Consider the following 15521-nt stretch of genomic DNA (forward strand, 5'->3'; position numbering starts at 1 on the left):
CCGACACCACGTATGCTCTCCCTTGCGTCTCCGCTTGTTTGAGTTTACCTGCTTTTAGTGGCAGGATGGTGCCGGGCTTCCCCGGTTAAGTCTGCTTACCTGAACTTGAACGCATCCGTCCTAACCTCCCAGGTTATCCAGCTTTCGGGCTTTCCCACTTTGTGCAAGGTTACCCACCTGATAGGCCAACGCCGGTTCGCTTGCGCTATGTTCCAAGTTCCCCCTTCAGCTTCCTTCAGACCCCACCGTTGCCAGTGACGCCCTTGCCTACGGGTTGTCTTCCCGCTGGTTAGGTGACAGGGTTTCTTTCAACCCATCGGCTCGGCAGACATGCCGGGCGAACACAAAACCCCGCCTAAAATACGGCGGGGTTATTGATGTGAACCAATATGCTCACTTTTTTAATATCTCATCAAAAGCAGTCATGAACTCTTCCAAGTTTTTCGTTTTACTCCTTTTTGCTCACCCTGCCCAATCCACTTTTCGCGGATGCCGCCAAAAAGCGGAGAGTTTTTCATTTTGCTCACCTCGATATACCTTAAAACTAAATCCCTGGAAAATCTGATGGATGAAAATATTGCCAAACCCAAATACAGATCCGGTTGTAATTCAGGTTGGACTTCTTCTATCCGCTTGGCACAACCAGCCAATACTTCTTTCGGTGGGTCATCATGTCGCATAAGAGGTACCAATGGAATGATCCCCACCGGGCTGCGCCTCAATAACTCCTTCTGGGTAAATCGGCCAGGTTGATCTGCCGATAATTAAATGCGATTACTGTCAAGTCCAGACACTCAAAGCTATAACTCTCCCTTTGTGTCCGCCTGGTGAAGTTAATTACCACCGGATATACCGGCTTTTTAAATTCACAGTGCTGCATGGCCGTGTACTCCAACAGGCGCTTGGGCATTTCCCGGTCCGGTTTTCAATAATTCAATTCAAGTTTACACTAATGCTACTGCAACTGTTGTTCTATACCACTTGACCAATAGCACTTTTTTCGTTTAATACTGCTATGATTTCCGAAACTGCAATTGACTGTTTCACAATATGAGCCAGTATTCTTACCGGTATATCACCTTTCCAGCGAGGACGATGTTTAATCAAATATTGCGCCAATAACAAATTATCGATTTCCTTTTCTTGATTATAAATGAATGCATATACACCTTCACGTATTATTATTGTTCTTATACTGTTACCGCTTAAAATGTGTTTCTTGAGATCGTTCAAGGATAACGGGCTGCGTAATAGTTCTCTGATAATATTGGGTCCTTTTTCTATGCGACCGGCTAAATATAACCATTCACTAGATTTTAGCTTCTTTATATCATAAAACCTAAAATGCAAATCTAACAACTCCATGTCAAATCCCAAAATATCTATCAGTATATGGAATTCTTGCCTAGTCATACCAACGCTTTCCCGCCAAGCAGCTATAATTTGATTCTTTTTAACACCACTGCTCTGCCATCTCCTAATTATATCTACTTCTTTAGTTATTTGCGTTAGCCCTTCTTGGTAAGCATAAGCTAGCATATCATTTAAACTGCTGGGAATGCCAAGTTTGAATGATGTCACGCATTTATTACGAGGTCTATTAATTACTAATGGTTTAAGACCAACCCCATAACAAAAATTATCGTAAATCCTCTTTACTTCCCTCCAGCGCCAATTTGCAGCTTTTTTGTTTAAGTTGCTTAAATCACCTGCCAAGTTTTTCAGTCCTATTGATTTGCATGCTTCAATAAAACGCTCCAGGGCAACATGCTCCTTACCTTGTGGTCTAAAAAAATGATTCCAAAAACTATCTCGCTCGCACCAGATGTAATGACCGTTTAATAAACCGGAATTGTCCGCAACAATATCCTTATGTACAAAACATCCAACATAGCGGAGTAAATAACGACATAACACTTGCATTCCAGGTGAAGGTTGGTTTAAGCTTATTTCTATTAATTTGTTAATAGATATCGGTTCTTTTAATAAATAATTTACAGCGTCAAGAAATTCAGCCTCTTTCGGTGGTAAACCCCGGTTTAGCCAACGTTTAATTTGACCTCTGGTAAGTTTTGAAACTTGCTTTGTCTTTATAGCGCATTCTTTAAGTTTAAGGGTTTGAAATGTTTGAGGCAACTCATAGCGCATTTTTTTCCAAAAAGCCTTGGTTAGGACATGCAAATTTGATTTTACTAAGGATCTAACGAAAGAAGGAAAATTATTAAATTTTTGAATCATAAAAATAAGTTCACGAGCATCATTAGCAAGGTTATACAATTTGGCTTCTTCTAAGTCTCGTATTAGATTTTCCCCTAATATTTCATCCTCAGACCACTCGGACCACTTAAAAGGATTTTCCTGTCCTAAACCAGGAACCCCAGCTTTTATGCAAAGGGCATCATAACGGGCCTTAGCCAGGAGCGTCCTTGGGTTTTGGCCAGTTCGTTTGGATGTCTTTAATAACTGCCCTTGACGCTCGGCTCTTTGTTTTTCCTGAACTGGCAATACAGTTGCCAGATTTTCACCCTCACCGGCTCGATCACTTACAAGTTCCATATATCCTTTTCGGGTCAGGCGTTTAATAGCTACCTTCCGCAGTAAATAATATTGTCGCTTGCGTTTTTCAATGTACTTTTCATCGTCATCTAGAGAATCGTCATTTGATGGTATTTCATCAAAATGAGACTGAGAACGTGGCATGCCTGTTTTAGCAAACGGGCATGGATACGACCAACGCAGTGCATAACAACGATATTTTAAGCAATCTCTTAACGACATTGACGGATCAGTTATTAATGCGCATGAAGAAGAGAATAAGTCTTGCCACCATTCGCCAAGCTTTTCTTTGATCTGCTCTGTTAAAATCGACCTAACCAGCGTGGCGGTGGTTTCCCCTCCGGCTTGCTGATAACCTTCTAGGAAATGTGTTACCTCTTCACATTTTCCAGCAACTTTATCAGAGCAATTATTAGGGCAATTTTTTCTGTCCGGAAATACTTCTGTATGTGGACACCGTATCCTGACGATGTCCGACATGCCGGATTCCTGTTCTTCTGGTATTGAAATCGAATGTCTGGATAAAATACCTCGTAGTGCCGAATTATAAGCACCCGGACCTGCCATTCTCAAAAGAAATCTTTTTACGGAATGAAGAGAATCTAATACATCAATGTGAGGACATGGACGATCATCACCATATCTATCGCAAGCGTATGCGTTTGCAGTACACTGAAATCTTTCAGGGTCAATTAATTCCTTGCATTGTGGATCAGAAACTACACGAGCCACACGCACAAACTCTTCTACCGCACGTATTTTTATTCGCTCCAGAATATTCAAGAATTTTTGTTCACTAATCTCATAATTTCGATATGCAGCCAGTCCAATTTCCGGGTATAGAAAAAAGTGTAAGCATGTTCGCTTTGTAACTGGGTCAGTACAGTTATCGCAGTCGCCGGTTGCAGATGGCAACCTACCGGTCAGCGGACATGTAAAATTAGCTGATTGCTTGTCTACTACTTCAAGATCAGATTCTAAAGAAGAAACTAATGCTTGATGCTCTGCCCGAGCCAGCCTTTTACGAAAAGACGCTTCAGGGTCGGGACTGTCCACATCGGTTATATAGTCGCGACAACAGACGTATCCAACCACGCGTTCCTGGCCATTAAAACGATTACGTACAAGTACGGGATGTTCAAGGTTACGTTTACACAGTGCGCATTGGCTTTTTTTGTCCAACCTGCCTATCGGCACCCACTCTTTTCTAGCACTATCGTAAGATGTCTGATCATGACTCCATGAAATTATAATATGTTCTTTTTCTTGGCGATCTGTTTGCTTGCCCATTATACCGCCTCCAAAAACAAACATGTTTTCTTTTTTTAGATTAGACCTCAAAAATAAGATTTTTGTTCCACCTTTTGGCAGTATATGCTCTATTATGAAAAACAGGGGTATATATCCCCTGTTGTTATTTACAACTAACCATTATATTTATACCTTCTTTTGCAGCCTCGCCTCCCGGCGCCTGGCTAGTGCGTATTGCTTGAAAAATAATCCAATACCCGGTATTCTGTTTTTTTATCAACATCAACTTCAAAAGTTTCACCAATGCACTTTCCGAGGAGCGCCCGTCCCAACGGTGAGGCGGTAGAAATGAGATCACCGTCCGATTGATCACTTATCAGTTCAGGTTCGACCAAGGTTGCGGCTGTTTTTTCTCCGGTTTCTACATTCACTAAAACTACATAATCGCCCGGTTTAATACCTCCTGATTGCACGCCGTGTTCGTCTTCCGGCGTGGAATCCGGCCAGTGGATCACATAGGCCCGCTGCTTGCGGCCGTCTATACGCACCTGGCGGGCCAGGTGTTTGCTGTCATTATCTACTTGCAGCCATCCATGGCGCTTCCAGTGATTTAGTATTTTCTTCTTGCTTGATATCCCCGCACTGATTAAAAATTCGTCAAATACATAAATTCTTATGGCTACAATATTTCGATCAAGAAACCTGCCCCACTGTTGGTCTTCGAACTTCTCTTCGTTTTGCTTTATGTAGTTAACCAACAGGTCGAAAACCGGTTCCATCTCAGTTCCCATGAGGTTATCTTCATCTTTTTTCAGTATAGGCAATTCTCTGAAATTAATGGCCAAAAACTCTTCAATGTACTTCGCGGCCTCCCGGCGTCGCAGGAAAATAGTCATTCCTGCAACCGCCCGCACGATCTCCTGCGGGCCACGAGTAGCAGATACATATATTTCATCCGCTTCCTCTCCTCCGACCTCCACGACATACATATAGTTTCCTCGTTCTTTGTTAACCAACAATCCTTTGACGTAAAATGGTGTACTGCTTATCAGCTTCAGCCTTTGGCTTTCATCGTATTCCCGGTATACCCCGTCGGGCATAATTCTATATCCCTCCGGCATAATCAATTGTTCGGGAATTTCGAATGCCCGGTTGCTGTTTATGTATGCACCTTCCCTGGCCGGGTACATTTTACTCCCCCTTTCCGAATTTTAAATTTTTAGTGGGTACAGTGGGTACAACCCCTTTTAGCCTTACTCCCCCAAGGCTTTCCGGTGTACCCACTTTGTATTTTAAAAGTGGGTACAAGTGGGTACAGTGGGTACAACCGTTTTTACGCAAATGAACATTCTAGTTTGCCGGTCACTGGGTTAACCAGACCTGCCTGGCTGGCCCTCTGCCAACCTTCTACTTCACCCCTGCTCCGACTGCCGTGCATGAGTTTCTCTATTTCCGGGTCTATATAGCGATCATCAGAAGCAAAAATGTCAATTTCTTTGAACCGTTTTGGGTTATGAGGTTCTTCTTTGAAAACGGTCTGAACTTTTTCACCGGGGGCATAGCCGAATTTTGCCCTGATATAATTGGCCGCCACTTTGCGAAAAGCAGGCTGAATCTCTTGAATCACTTCCTGGATGATTCTTTTTGTTGCTTCCAGGATGCGGTCCTTAACCAGGCCCAGGTTGTGCCGCTTGACCACGTAAGCAGCGTCGTGATCCAGCGCCTGTGTCTCGGCGGTGTAATAGCAATTCGTTTTTCCACCCTGCCTGGCATCGGCATGCATAACATCCGCAGCAGCCAACGGCTGCTTTTCTTCTTCCGGGATGGTTGTTATGTCTTTTTCAATTTGTTTTTGTTCCGCAACCAACTGTTTTATTTGCCGGCTGCGCTTGGTTCTGTAGGAAATGCGCTTTCTGGCCCGTTTGATTTCCCTGCGGGCAGCAATTATTTTTTCATACTCCGGGTGCGCGTACAACTCCCGCCGCATGGAAAAGTCGGGCACGATTTTTTTAGGGTTTAAAAGCGGATTTTCTTTAAGTTTAGCCAGGGCATCGGATATTTGCATTTGCCTTCGCTCCCTTCTGCTTGCCTAATGATTTTCAGTTTCCCACGACCGGCTGCGCCTGCAGCCGGTTTCGCCCGGGTACCACCGCGGGCTCGTCAGGTGGGAAATAAGATATTCATTATGATTTTTATTTGTTATTTTCGACAGCTTTTTTCATAGTTATTGTCTTTGTGATGTTACAATTGTCTTGTGGCTAATTAAGTAAATTTAACTGTTTTGTTATGGGGTGGTTTTTGTGGCTTTTATGGATGTGCATGTGGATAAAATTGTCGAGTATCCCACATCGTTTGGTTCCCCTGGTTGTCGTTTGCTTGATGAATTAGGAATATGCTTATACAGTAACACCCAGGAAAAAATCTTGCACGAGCTTCAACTAGGCGCAAATGATTCGAAAAAATTAGCTATTTGTAAAGCTGGTAATTGTGGTGAACTTCTAAAACTTTTCCAACAAGGGATAACCCCTGGCAATGAACACGACCCAATAATACTTGCTGAATACAAAGGTAAATACTGGGTAGGTGAAGGTAAACACCGAGTTTGCGTTGCTAAAAGATTTGGCATAAAACAAATAAAAGCAAAGGTAACCCGTTTAGATGCAGATTACTATTCAACCCTGCCACCAATAGGTACACCTGGCATTTTTACAGCAACTAAAATCCGATATCTTAAGCAGTATAAAGTTGATGGGCAATATTTGTATCTATGGGCAGGCAAACCTGACAATACCATGGGTGGTTACATAACAGTAAAGCTTAATTTTTGCAACATACAAAACAAACCAGAACTTTGGCATCAAATTTTTGAAGGCGTTTCTTTCTGCCAAAACATACTTCCCCGACAATATGGTTTCTTCAAAAAATTACTATGTGGTGATCATGAACTGCTCACGTCTTATGTAAAAATTGATAAAGATCATCCACTTACCAAAATATGGCTTGCGCGTGTTACATTAAGTAAAGGAATTTTACAAAATTCAAACCGCATAGAGCATTTGTACCGATTCGGTCTTTGGCGAAAGCACCATGAAAAAGAACTTCTGAACTCACTGAGCATTGACACAACTTAAAGCGTCAGCATCAGTATTTTTTTTGAATATTGGGATGCACAAAATACTTTGGATGCAATTCCCTCATAAAAAGCCGCACTTTACAATTCGGCTCTTTATGAATTAAACGTTTCATTGCATCAACTATTAGTTCGTTCTTTACCAGTGTGGTTTTAATTTTTCCATTCCGATTCTCTATAGCTATAATTGCATATACATCTGCATCCATTAACGCCTCTTCCAGAATATAGGACACCTATTCCACCTCCCCTTTGCTATGTTGCTATGGGTAAAGTCCCGTTTTTCAAAATTTGGTTAATGATCGGTTTCCCACGACCGGCTGCGCTTGCAGCCGGTTTCGTATGGTACCGCCTTTGACTCATCAGTTAGGCAGTCGTCATAGTTTAGCATTTTTTCTGTGGTATAAATGGTACAATGAAAACAACAAACCTATTGATGTTTAACTGGCTTGTTCCTCCAGTAAATCAGTAACTTTTACGCCCAAGGCAGCGGCGAGTTTTTTCAACGTTTTTTGTGTCGCATTACCACCAGCTTCTATATAATGAACGGTTGCCTGAGCAACTCCGGCCTTTTCGGCAAGTGCTTTTTGGGATAAACCTCGTACCTGTCTTAGCTGTTTGATTTTCATTTTGCTGCACTCCCTTCGTTATATTGATTATATCAATAAACTGATTATAAGTCAATCGTTATATTGATTTGATTCTTAAATAAATATATGTAACAATCAATATAATGATTTGCTCGGAGGTTAGACTTATGAATGTGGGTTCAAAAATCACCAAATTACGTACTGAACAAGGCATAAGTCTGACCAAATTAGCAAAGATCTCTGGTATCGCTCAATCGTCTTTAAGTTATATTGAATCCGGCAAGGCACAACCAACCGTTGAAACTGTTCATAAAATCTGCACCGCCCTGGGCATCACCCTGGCTGAGTTCTTCACCGAAACCCATGAACAGGAACCGCTACCCCCGGAAGTGCGGCGGATAGTTGACAAGGTTAAGAAACTCCCCCCGGAAAAGCTGAAAATACTTGAACCGGTACTTGATACTTGGATCGAATCTGATTGAAAGGAGAATTATCATGTCCGAAAATCGCATTGAACAAATTTACGAAATGGTAACCCAGCTTATGCACATCGTCAGCAACACCAACGCTGCTGTCGAAGAACTGCGTGAAGGTCAAGCCAACCTGGAATCTAAAGTTGATAGCCTGGAAACAAAAGTTGCTAAAATTGAATCTAAGGTTGACAAACTTGAATCTAAAGTTGACAACCTGGAATCTAAAGTTAATAAACTAGAATCTAAAATTGATAACCTGGAATCTAAAATTGATAAGCTGGAAATAGGTCAGCAAAAACTGGAATCCGGTTTTGCAAGGCTGGAGAAAAACCAGCGAATTCTCTTGGATAATCAAAAAACGCTTGAAGAAAAATATTATGAAATGTCGGCTAAACTCGACCGCCTGGAAACAAAAGTAGATAGCATCATTGAAGTTCAAAACAAACAATCTGAAATACTGGATGTTTTAGCAGCGCGTTCCATCCGTCAAGAGGCGGAAATTAAAATATTAAAGCAGGTTAAATAGGATTATCCTTTATACAAAACATCACGCAAAATTATTACAGTTTCCCACGACCGGCTGCGACGAGTGCAGTCGGTTTCGCCCGGGTACTACCGCAGGCTCATCAGGTGGGTGTATGTTATGTGCTGTGGGGTTGAACCTTAATCTGGCTTTTCACTGGGTATGTGTTTTTTAACCGGCAAGTTTTTACATTTTTTTCTACTATTTAAATGGTAAAATTAAGCTATTAACAAATACCTGCTTGTAGATTGTCATCTTCGTCGAAAAGATCAGTAAATTTTACGCCAAGCACCCCAGCAATTTTTTTGAGTAATGAAATTGACGGGTTTGCATGTCCATTTTCAATTTTTGAAAGATATATATTCGTAACCCCAACTTGCCTGGCTAACCATTCCTGGGTTACACCTTTCTTTTTTCTTATGCTTTTAATTCTATACAATCTATCACCACCTTCTTAAACATTAAACTATAAGTTCAACTTTGTCAACATATATTAAACCCATAGTTCAACTAAAATGTTTTTTTATAGGCAATACTAAGTATTGCCCATATAATCTTGACCATTTTATTTTTTTTAAATATGATTGAGTTAAATTTATAGTTTAAGTTTTGCGAGGGCTAGTTATGGAAATTGGTAGTCGAATAAAAATATTTCGAGAGGCTGCAAAAGTCAAGTCATATGAATTAGCCCAAGCAGTTGGCGTATCAAAAGTTTACATGAGCAAGCTTGAAAGAAACGCCAAAAAACCGTCAATAGAGACAATTGAGCGTATCTGTTCTACTTTAGGTATTACACTTGGCGAATTCTTTGCTGATGATATTCAGGAAGTATCACCTGAGATTAAACAAATAATTAATAAAGCTCAAAAGCTTACACCGCGTCAGCTTAAAATATTGAACGATGTTCTTGATGAATGGATCGATAATAAGAAAGACTGTACTTAAGCTGTAAAACTTATGCTGATAATGATAAAACATGGAAATTTTTAGTATTATTTGATATAATCTAAATCTAGATTGAGTATCTTGTCAACTTTTATTTTTTGTCAATTTTTCAATCTAAACTTAGATTGAAACAAATTTCGAGGTGATTCGCATGTTTACTTCCCTTATTAACTCTCACAGGGAACTGAATAATATTGAGTTTGCGATATTGCCCATTGGTTCAATAGAACAGCACGGCTGGCACTTGCCTCTTTATACGGACAGCCTTATCGCAACCGCCCTGGCAGAAAATCTTGCCCAAAGGTTTGAAAAAGCATATCTGTTACCCCTGATCCCCTATTCATCGTCTTTTGAACATGCCGGGTTTCCCGGATCGGTTTCTTTAAAGGTCAGCACGGTTGCGGCTGTTATTAGCGATATTTTGGAATCCCTGGCCATGTCGGGCGTTCAGAAATGCGTTATCGTAAACGGCCACCAGGGGAATCACTTTTTAAGAAACATAACCCAGGAGGTTAACCGGTACGGTCCCCGGTTACTTTTGGTTCCTTCAAAATCAGCCTGGGATACTGCTTACCGGGAGGCCGGGATTTCCACCACCATCAGCCGGGACATGCACGCCGGCGAGGGGGAAACTTCACTGATCATGCACCTGGCCCCGGAGGCTGTTAAACAATCTGGAATCAAGGATGTTGATTGCCCATCAAGGCCGCTGTTTGAAGTGGTCGGAATGAAACACTACTCCGAAACCGGAGCCATTGGTTTTCCAACGCGGGCTACAACTGAAAAAGGCGCTGCTTTGTTGAATGTTCTTATAAGAGAGTGTGAAAAAGTGATTAATGAGTTTGTTTTTGAAACTAACAGTTAACACTATCACTATCCTTTGTTTCAGCCAGCAGCACCCTGGGGTCTTGATTAAAATAGTCACCTAGGCGTTTGGCTACCGGCCAGGAAGGATTTGCTTTTCCAGACTCTATTGCGTAGTACATTCTCTTTTTAATACCAATGGCCTTTGCTATTTCGCCAGGCTCCAAATTGGCAGTTTCTCTTGCTCTTTTTAACCATTCACGCATAATTTCACCTGTGCAACAGCACTGCACTTACTGTAAGTTTAGTGCAATTACATTGCACTGTCAAGAGTTATTTTATACAGTGGAGATTATATATGCCTACTTTCGGTGATAGATTAAACTTTTTAAGAAAAAGCAAAAACATTAAAGCAGAAGATTTAGCAGCAGCCGTAGGTTTAAAGAGACGCATTATTTTTCATTATGAAAAAAACGAATCCAAACCAAGTTTTGATACACTAATCGCCCTTGCCGACTACTTTGACGTTTCCCTGGACTATCTGGTGGGCCGCAGCGATGACCCACGGCGACACTAAACCTTTGAAAAAGAGGTGCTGTCATGAGTGTTTTGCGCAAACAGATTAATAAAAGTCTAAACTCCCTGCCCGAGGATAAATTACAGATAATATATAACCATATCAAGGCGATAGAGCTTTCGACACCCGTAACCAGAAGATATAACGTCCTGTTGGAATGGAACGATGACGATGATGCAGGATTTACAGTGACTGTACCCTCCTTGCCTGGGTGCATATCCCAGGGAGATACTCGTGACGAAGCACTTGATAATATCAAGGAAGCTATAGAATGTTACTTGCAAGCCAATGTAATCTATGGCGAAAACATTCCGGACAGCGATAAGTATTTAGGAATCAATTGGGTTGAGGTAACGGTATGACCCCCAGAATACTCAGAGTTACCGGAGTCGATCCCTCGGTTACTTGGGTAGCTGTAGCAACAACCAGCAGCGTTTATTTTAGTTTGAAAAAATTATCCAAAAGGAGGTTTTACACTGTGCGCTTACCTGTTACTCTTTATCCCGGCGAAGACGGTTATATCGTCGCAGAGTGTCCGGTCATACCGGGATGCGTCTCCCAAGGCAGGACCGAGGAAGAAGCACTGACAAATATCAAAGAAGCGATTAAACTCTGCTTGGAAGTTCGAAAGGAAGCCGGCTTACCTTTAACATTACCTCTTCATGAAGTAGAGGTGGCCATTTAACATGGCTCCCCTTCCCGTTGTTTCTGGCCGGAGCGCAGTCCTAGCTTTTGAAAAGGCCGGCTGGAAAGTTGCCCGACAAAAAGGTAGTCACATCATTTTGGTCAAAGCGGGCATGCTAGCAACTCTATCAATTCCGAATCACAAAGTTTTGGACCGTGGCCTATTGCGCAGTTTGATTCGTAAGGCCGAAATGTCCGTCAACGAGTTTGTTGAGTTGCTGGATTAATCAAGAACCCGTGCTTCCTTTGTTAGTTTTAGCCAGTAATTCAGTAGCGGGTATACCGAAAAATTTTTCAAGGCGTTGGGCTACCTCCCAGGAGGGATTGCGATTGCCGGATTCAATAAAACCATACATGCGACGGCTTATGCCTATTGAAAGTGCTACATCTTGTTGACGATAACCTTTTTTGTTGCGTAATTCATATAGTTTTTGTCTCATTTTTTATTTACCATCTAGGAACTTAAAGTTCCCCACCCGGTTTTAGTATAAGGTACTTATGGTACCTTGTCAATAAATTCTTGTTTATCAGGAGGAAAATTTTATGGACACTCTCGGGGAGAGGTTACGATATCTGCGAAAGTCTAAAAACCTAAAGCGTGAGGAATTAGCTGCTATTATTGGATTAACTCCGAGAGTCATTACTTTTTACGAAACCGGTGATAGAGATCCCAGCTTAAAGGTATTGCTTGCCCTAGCCGACTACTTTGACGTTTCCCTGGACTATTTGGTGGGCCGCAGCGATGACCCACGGCGACACTGAAATAAATAAACAAAGGAATTGAACATCAATGGCCAAAGCAAGAAAATGGGAACAGATTGCCCATACACTTCGCCAGCAAATTTTATCCGGCAAACTAAAACCGGGTCAGGACTTTCCCACCAACCTTGAACTAATGAAAATGTTCGAAGTTCACGCTGCTACAATCCAACAGGCCGTAAATGCGCTCATTGCCGAAGGATTGGTTGTATCAGCAGGGAGCAGCAGCGCAAGGCGGACAGTCTACAAGCCTCCGGAGCGATCGGTCCGTGCAGGCGGTTTTCTTACGGAGGCCGGCGAACAAGGAAAACAAGAAGTATTACAGTTGAAATTACTGGATACTCTTGATAATGTCCCGGAAGCCGTAAGAAAGCAATTAAATGCGCCGGCGCTTCTGTACCGAACCCGGCAGTGGAAAAACGGCGTTGCAGTCGCTGTTTCAGAATCCTATCTGCCCGGCATATTGCCGCTAAAGGCATTTGAAAAAAAACTTGCCGACCCGTCCGTTGAGCTATACAATCTAATGAAAAAACATGGTTTTAACCCGGTAACCTGCCGGGAATCGCTAATAGCTTCCCCCCCCACCCAGGAAGAACAAGAGATTTTGCAAATGCCACGTCTCACTACCTGGCCGGTAGTGAGAATTACAAGGCTTGTTTACGATCCGGACGGTAACGTGCTTGAATACTGCTTGCTTACAGATCGTGCTGACTGTTATGAGTTTGTTTATGAGTTTAATTTGTAATAAGATTATATTAATGTAAACCGAACACAGCAAAGCTAAAATTGCTCTATATGCAACAACTATAGGTAAATTGTTACATGTTTCTTTATTTTTCTCAAATTTTTGTTAAGTTATAAATATACAGCAAGAGCAAATTTGTTCGATATGAAATAACGCTTAGAGAGTTGTTGATCTATGCAAGTTGGAGACAGAATTAAAGAACTGCGTACAATATTAGGCATGTCAGGGCGTCAATTGGCAGGGAAGGCAGATATTGCGCCTTCTTTTTTAAGTGATATTGAGCGAAATAAAAGCAATCCTACAATCGAAACGATTCAACGCATCTGCACCGCCCTGGGCGTACCTCTTTCTGATTTTTTTTCCAAGGACAAGCCAGAGCTAGATCCAAACCTCCGGCGTATTGTTGATGCAGCTAAAAAGCTTAACTCACGCCAACAGGAATTAATCCTGGGAATAATGGAGGAATGGGCCAGGCTAAATTATACCGCCTCAATAAAAGAATACCGCCAGGACCTGACTTTGCTTGATAAATTAGCGGAAAAAAAGAACGATATAGACTATCTGTGCCAACTTATCAATTCAGGTATCATAGTCCTTACAGACAAAGGCCGTCCCCTCACACCTGAGCAAAAAGACGGCTTTATCAAGTACCTGAAAGAAAAAGCCCACCCGGAGCTGCTGAATAGTGACATTAACCTCAAGCAATCCCCGCTGGCTGCTCACATGGAGGGCGAGCCGGGCCTAAAACCTGAGTTGGAAATACTGCTAAATCAATCATTAAAACTAAACCAACTATTGGAAAAATACCTCAATAACGTAGAAAATCAAAACCAGCCAGGAACAAAAATAAGCAGGTTGCCGCGTAAACGGTAACCTGCTTTTTGATATTCGACAAAGTTTGACTTTTCAGGGGGCATAAGAATTGGAATCACTTTTTAGAGTAGCAAACGAACTGCAAATCAAAATCATCTATATTCCTTTAGGCCATATTAATAACGGCCTATTCGGCCTTTCCCTGCCGGAATCAAGGACCATAATCTTAGATGTTAAACTCCTACAACCAGAATACGACAAGCTGCACCGTTGTATTATGGCAGAAGAAATAGGACATATGGTAGCAGGTGCTACTGTAAATGCTTTGGGAATCCATACAAACTATTCTCTCAACAGAAAGATTACTGAAGAAGAAGAAAAAGCCCTGCTGTGGGCCACAGAAAAGCTTATTCCGACCAACGAAATTACCTTATTATTACAGGAGGGTTTTTTCAATTGTGAGGACCTGGCTGATTATTTTGGCGTAACTGTATGGTTCATGTTTAGAAAGCTGGAATTTATGCAAGTGTATTGCGAAGATAAAAAAGATATAATTCGTCCGGTTATCAAAAAAGCAAAAATATCTTGCTTTTAAGTTTGCCTTTTTCTTTGTTTTTTTAAGAATAGTTCATTCACAGTAAGTTTTACGGTATATGGAGCCGATTTGTTGTAAAAATGATTCCAGTCAACTGTATAATCAATGTCCTTTTCCTCTAAAATTGTAATGGCTTTTTTAAACTGATCACGGGTTCCATAAAACACAATTTCATATTTTACAGGGTCAAAAATGGCGCGGGTATTGAATATTCTGCCGAGCTGTATAAGTATTGACTTGCTCAGTTCTCCTTTATTGTTTTTCATGAGGTACCCTGCATGCCATTGCCGTAAAATTAATCTTTTTCCTCCTGGTTAATTACCAGGCGGGAAATAACACCATGCAATGGACAAACAGATATTAGTACATAATTCGATCTAACAACAGACAAATTTTGGTTGCATCCTTTATGAGGGCATGGCACTTGTTCACCATTGAAAATTTTTTCTGCGATATTGATTACATTATTGATATGATGTTTTTGATAAACACAACGCGCGTGTCCCCGATAACACTTTGCTTTTTCTAATAGCTTCAACCTGTCTTCCAAAGAAAATTTCATGTTTAAACAGGCCGGCTCCCTGTCGGGGCAAACAGCCACTTCCGGAAATATGCAACCGGTTATAGTTTGGCCGCCGGTCTCCCGGTAAGATTTCCAGCAACTTTTACAGTAAGTTTTTTGGCCAAATTTTTTCACTGCACACTGGTACTCGTAATGGCCACAACTACAAAAGGTTTTACGCATCACAACATTCACTCCAATCTCCTTTTTTGCAGGTGGTTTTGAGCAAAAAAAAACACCCTGAAAAGGGTGAAAAAACGGGCAAGCCTCTCCAGCCATAGAGGGGAGAGGCTTCACAAAACCGTCCAGTTGTCCCGTAAAGTTATTTTGAATGATAGCCGGTGTTGCACCGACTATCTTTCGTTTGCCGAAACAATGAATATCTGAACAAGTAAGTCTTTGTAGTATGCTCTTCCCCGGGAGTCCCACGCCGGAACCCTCGTTACTTTTGAAGCGATTGCGAAGGCGTGGGACGAAAGAGTAAGGCTGATTTTTCCAGGAACCCTTGTTTTGT

The 15521-nt window shown here is 41.6% G+C and carries 25 protein-coding genes; 13 read left to right on the plus strand and 12 right to left on the minus strand.

Annotated elements, in window-relative coordinates; translation table 11 throughout:
* Positions 1-422 precede the first annotated feature (422 nt).
* The 5 genes from BM299_RS13875 to BM299_RS13890 form a co-directional block, all read right to left on the minus strand.
* Complete coding sequence (locus tag BM299_RS13875) at positions 423-722, minus strand: hypothetical protein (RefSeq protein ID WP_092485515.1); 300 nt, start codon at positions 720-722, stop codon at positions 423-425.
* Positions 719-910 carry a hypothetical protein gene (locus tag BM299_RS19095; RefSeq protein WP_131820653.1) on the minus strand — a complete coding sequence of 64 codons (192 nt, stop codon included), beginning with the start codon at positions 908-910 and terminating at the stop codon, positions 719-721. The genes BM299_RS13875 and BM299_RS19095 overlap by 4 nt, the downstream gene beginning before the upstream one ends.
* Positions 911-972: 62 nt before the next feature.
* Complete coding sequence (locus tag BM299_RS13880; protein WP_092485518.1) at positions 973-3846, minus strand: hypothetical protein; 2874 nt, start codon at positions 3844-3846, stop codon at positions 973-975.
* A gap of 185 nt (positions 3847-4031) precedes the next feature.
* Entirely contained in the window at positions 4032-4997 is a 966-nt protein-coding gene (locus BM299_RS13885; RefSeq protein ID WP_092485521.1) for a GreA/GreB family elongation factor, read from the minus strand.
* 143 nt (positions 4998-5140) lie between these two features.
* Complete coding sequence (locus tag BM299_RS13890; RefSeq protein ID WP_092485524.1) at positions 5141-5872, minus strand: hypothetical protein; 732 nt, start codon at positions 5870-5872, stop codon at positions 5141-5143.
* 235 nt (positions 5873-6107) lie between these two features.
* Between BM299_RS13890 and BM299_RS13895 the strand changes: the two genes are divergently transcribed.
* Positions 6108-6938, plus strand: a complete 831-nt coding sequence (locus BM299_RS13895) for a hypothetical protein (RefSeq protein WP_092485527.1) — start codon at positions 6108-6110, stop codon at positions 6936-6938.
* Positions 6939-6948: 10 nt separating this feature from the next.
* Here BM299_RS13895 and BM299_RS13900 read toward each other — a convergent pair whose 3' ends face one another.
* Both BM299_RS13900 and BM299_RS13905 read right to left on the minus strand, forming a co-directional pair.
* Positions 6949-7173, minus strand: coding sequence for a hypothetical protein (locus BM299_RS13900; RefSeq protein WP_092485530.1), 225 nt, complete (start codon positions 7171-7173; stop codon positions 6949-6951).
* 204 nt (positions 7174-7377) lie between these two features.
* Positions 7378-7566 carry a helix-turn-helix domain-containing protein gene (locus tag BM299_RS13905; RefSeq protein WP_092485533.1) on the minus strand — a complete coding sequence of 63 codons (189 nt, stop codon included), beginning with the start codon at positions 7564-7566 and terminating at the stop codon, positions 7378-7380.
* Between the two features lie 128 nt (positions 7567-7694).
* Here BM299_RS13905 and BM299_RS13910 point away from each other — a divergent pair, with 128 nt between their 5' ends.
* The gene (locus BM299_RS13910) at positions 7695-8009 is read left to right on the plus strand and encodes a helix-turn-helix domain-containing protein (RefSeq protein WP_165608340.1); all 315 of its coding nucleotides are present in this window, start codon (positions 7695-7697) and stop codon (positions 8007-8009) included.
* A 13-nt stretch (positions 8010-8022) separates the two neighbouring features.
* On the plus strand, positions 8023-8526 hold the full coding sequence (locus BM299_RS13915; protein ID WP_092485539.1) for a hypothetical protein: 504 nt from the start codon (positions 8023-8025) through the stop codon (positions 8524-8526).
* 223 nt (positions 8527-8749) lie between these two features.
* Here the strand turns inward: BM299_RS13915 and BM299_RS13920 are convergent, their stop codons facing one another.
* A complete protein-coding gene (locus tag BM299_RS13920) occupies positions 8750-8962 on the minus strand; it encodes a helix-turn-helix domain-containing protein (protein ID WP_092485543.1) in 213 nt (70 codons plus the stop codon).
* Between the two features lie 185 nt (positions 8963-9147).
* Between BM299_RS13920 and BM299_RS13925 the strand changes: the two genes are divergently transcribed.
* On the plus strand, positions 9148-9468 hold the full coding sequence (locus BM299_RS13925) for a helix-turn-helix domain-containing protein (protein WP_092485546.1): 321 nt from the start codon (positions 9148-9150) through the stop codon (positions 9466-9468).
* A gap of 151 nt (positions 9469-9619) precedes the next feature.
* The gene (locus BM299_RS13930) at positions 9620-10333 is read left to right on the plus strand and encodes a creatininase family protein (RefSeq protein WP_092485549.1); all 714 of its coding nucleotides are present in this window, start codon (positions 9620-9622) and stop codon (positions 10331-10333) included.
* Here the strand turns inward: BM299_RS13930 and BM299_RS13935 are convergent.
* Entirely contained in the window at positions 10323-10538 is a 216-nt protein-coding gene (locus BM299_RS13935) for a helix-turn-helix transcriptional regulator (RefSeq protein WP_092485552.1), read from the minus strand. The two genes, BM299_RS13930 and BM299_RS13935, sit on opposite strands and share 11 nt — an antisense overlap.
* Before the next feature lie 92 nt (positions 10539-10630).
* Here BM299_RS13935 and BM299_RS13940 point away from each other — a divergent pair, with 92 nt between their 5' ends.
* From BM299_RS13940 to BM299_RS13955, 4 genes are all read left to right on the plus strand, one after another.
* Positions 10631-10849, plus strand: coding sequence for a helix-turn-helix domain-containing protein (locus BM299_RS13940; protein WP_092485555.1), 219 nt, complete (start codon positions 10631-10633; stop codon positions 10847-10849).
* Positions 10850-10872: 23 nt separating this feature from the next.
* Complete coding sequence (locus BM299_RS13945; protein WP_092485558.1) at positions 10873-11211, plus strand: type II toxin-antitoxin system HicB family antitoxin; 339 nt, start codon at positions 10873-10875, stop codon at positions 11209-11211.
* A gap of 116 nt (positions 11212-11327) precedes the next feature.
* The gene (locus BM299_RS13950; protein WP_092485561.1) at positions 11328-11534 is read left to right on the plus strand and encodes a type II toxin-antitoxin system HicB family antitoxin; all 207 of its coding nucleotides are present in this window, start codon (positions 11328-11330) and stop codon (positions 11532-11534) included.
* A gap of 1 nt (position 11535) precedes the next feature.
* Positions 11536-11760 (plus strand): type II toxin-antitoxin system HicA family toxin, encoded by a 225-nt coding sequence (locus BM299_RS13955; protein ID WP_092485564.1) that lies wholly within the window; start codon positions 11536-11538, stop codon positions 11758-11760.
* Here BM299_RS13955 and BM299_RS13960 read toward each other — a convergent pair whose 3' ends face one another.
* Positions 11761-11973 carry a helix-turn-helix transcriptional regulator gene (locus BM299_RS13960; RefSeq protein ID WP_092485567.1) on the minus strand — a complete coding sequence of 71 codons (213 nt, stop codon included), beginning with the start codon at positions 11971-11973 and terminating at the stop codon, positions 11761-11763.
* A 103-nt stretch (positions 11974-12076) separates the two neighbouring features.
* Here BM299_RS13960 and BM299_RS13965 point away from each other — a divergent pair, with 103 nt between their 5' ends.
* From BM299_RS13965 to BM299_RS13980, 4 genes are all read left to right on the plus strand, one after another.
* Positions 12077-12295, plus strand: a complete 219-nt coding sequence (locus BM299_RS13965) for a helix-turn-helix domain-containing protein (protein ID WP_092485571.1) — start codon at positions 12077-12079, stop codon at positions 12293-12295.
* A gap of 28 nt (positions 12296-12323) precedes the next feature.
* Positions 12324-13037, plus strand: a complete 714-nt coding sequence (locus BM299_RS13970) for a GntR family transcriptional regulator (protein ID WP_092485574.1) — start codon at positions 12324-12326, stop codon at positions 13035-13037.
* Between the two features lie 174 nt (positions 13038-13211).
* On the plus strand, positions 13212-13910 hold the full coding sequence (locus tag BM299_RS13975; protein ID WP_092485577.1) for a helix-turn-helix domain-containing protein: 699 nt from the start codon (positions 13212-13214) through the stop codon (positions 13908-13910).
* A gap of 49 nt (positions 13911-13959) precedes the next feature.
* The gene (locus BM299_RS13980; RefSeq protein ID WP_092485580.1) at positions 13960-14445 is read left to right on the plus strand and encodes an ImmA/IrrE family metallo-endopeptidase; all 486 of its coding nucleotides are present in this window, start codon (positions 13960-13962) and stop codon (positions 14443-14445) included.
* On the opposite strand, the gene BM299_RS13985 is transcribed toward BM299_RS13980, so the two are convergent.
* Positions 14442-14711 (minus strand): hypothetical protein, encoded by a 270-nt coding sequence (locus BM299_RS13985; protein WP_092485583.1) that lies wholly within the window; start codon positions 14709-14711, stop codon positions 14442-14444. The genes BM299_RS13980 and BM299_RS13985 overlap by 4 nt on opposite strands.
* Positions 14712-14740: 29 nt before the next feature.
* Positions 14741-15436: a hypothetical protein gene (locus tag BM299_RS19100; RefSeq protein ID WP_131820654.1), complete on the minus strand. Its 696-nt coding sequence runs from the start codon at positions 15434-15436 to the stop codon at positions 14741-14743.
* Positions 15437-15521 lie beyond the last annotated feature (85 nt).

The sequence above is a fragment of the Desulfoscipio geothermicus DSM 3669 genome, from assembly GCF_900115975.1.
Lineage (GTDB): Bacteria > Bacillota > Desulfotomaculia > Desulfotomaculales > Desulfallaceae > Desulfoscipio > Desulfoscipio geothermicus.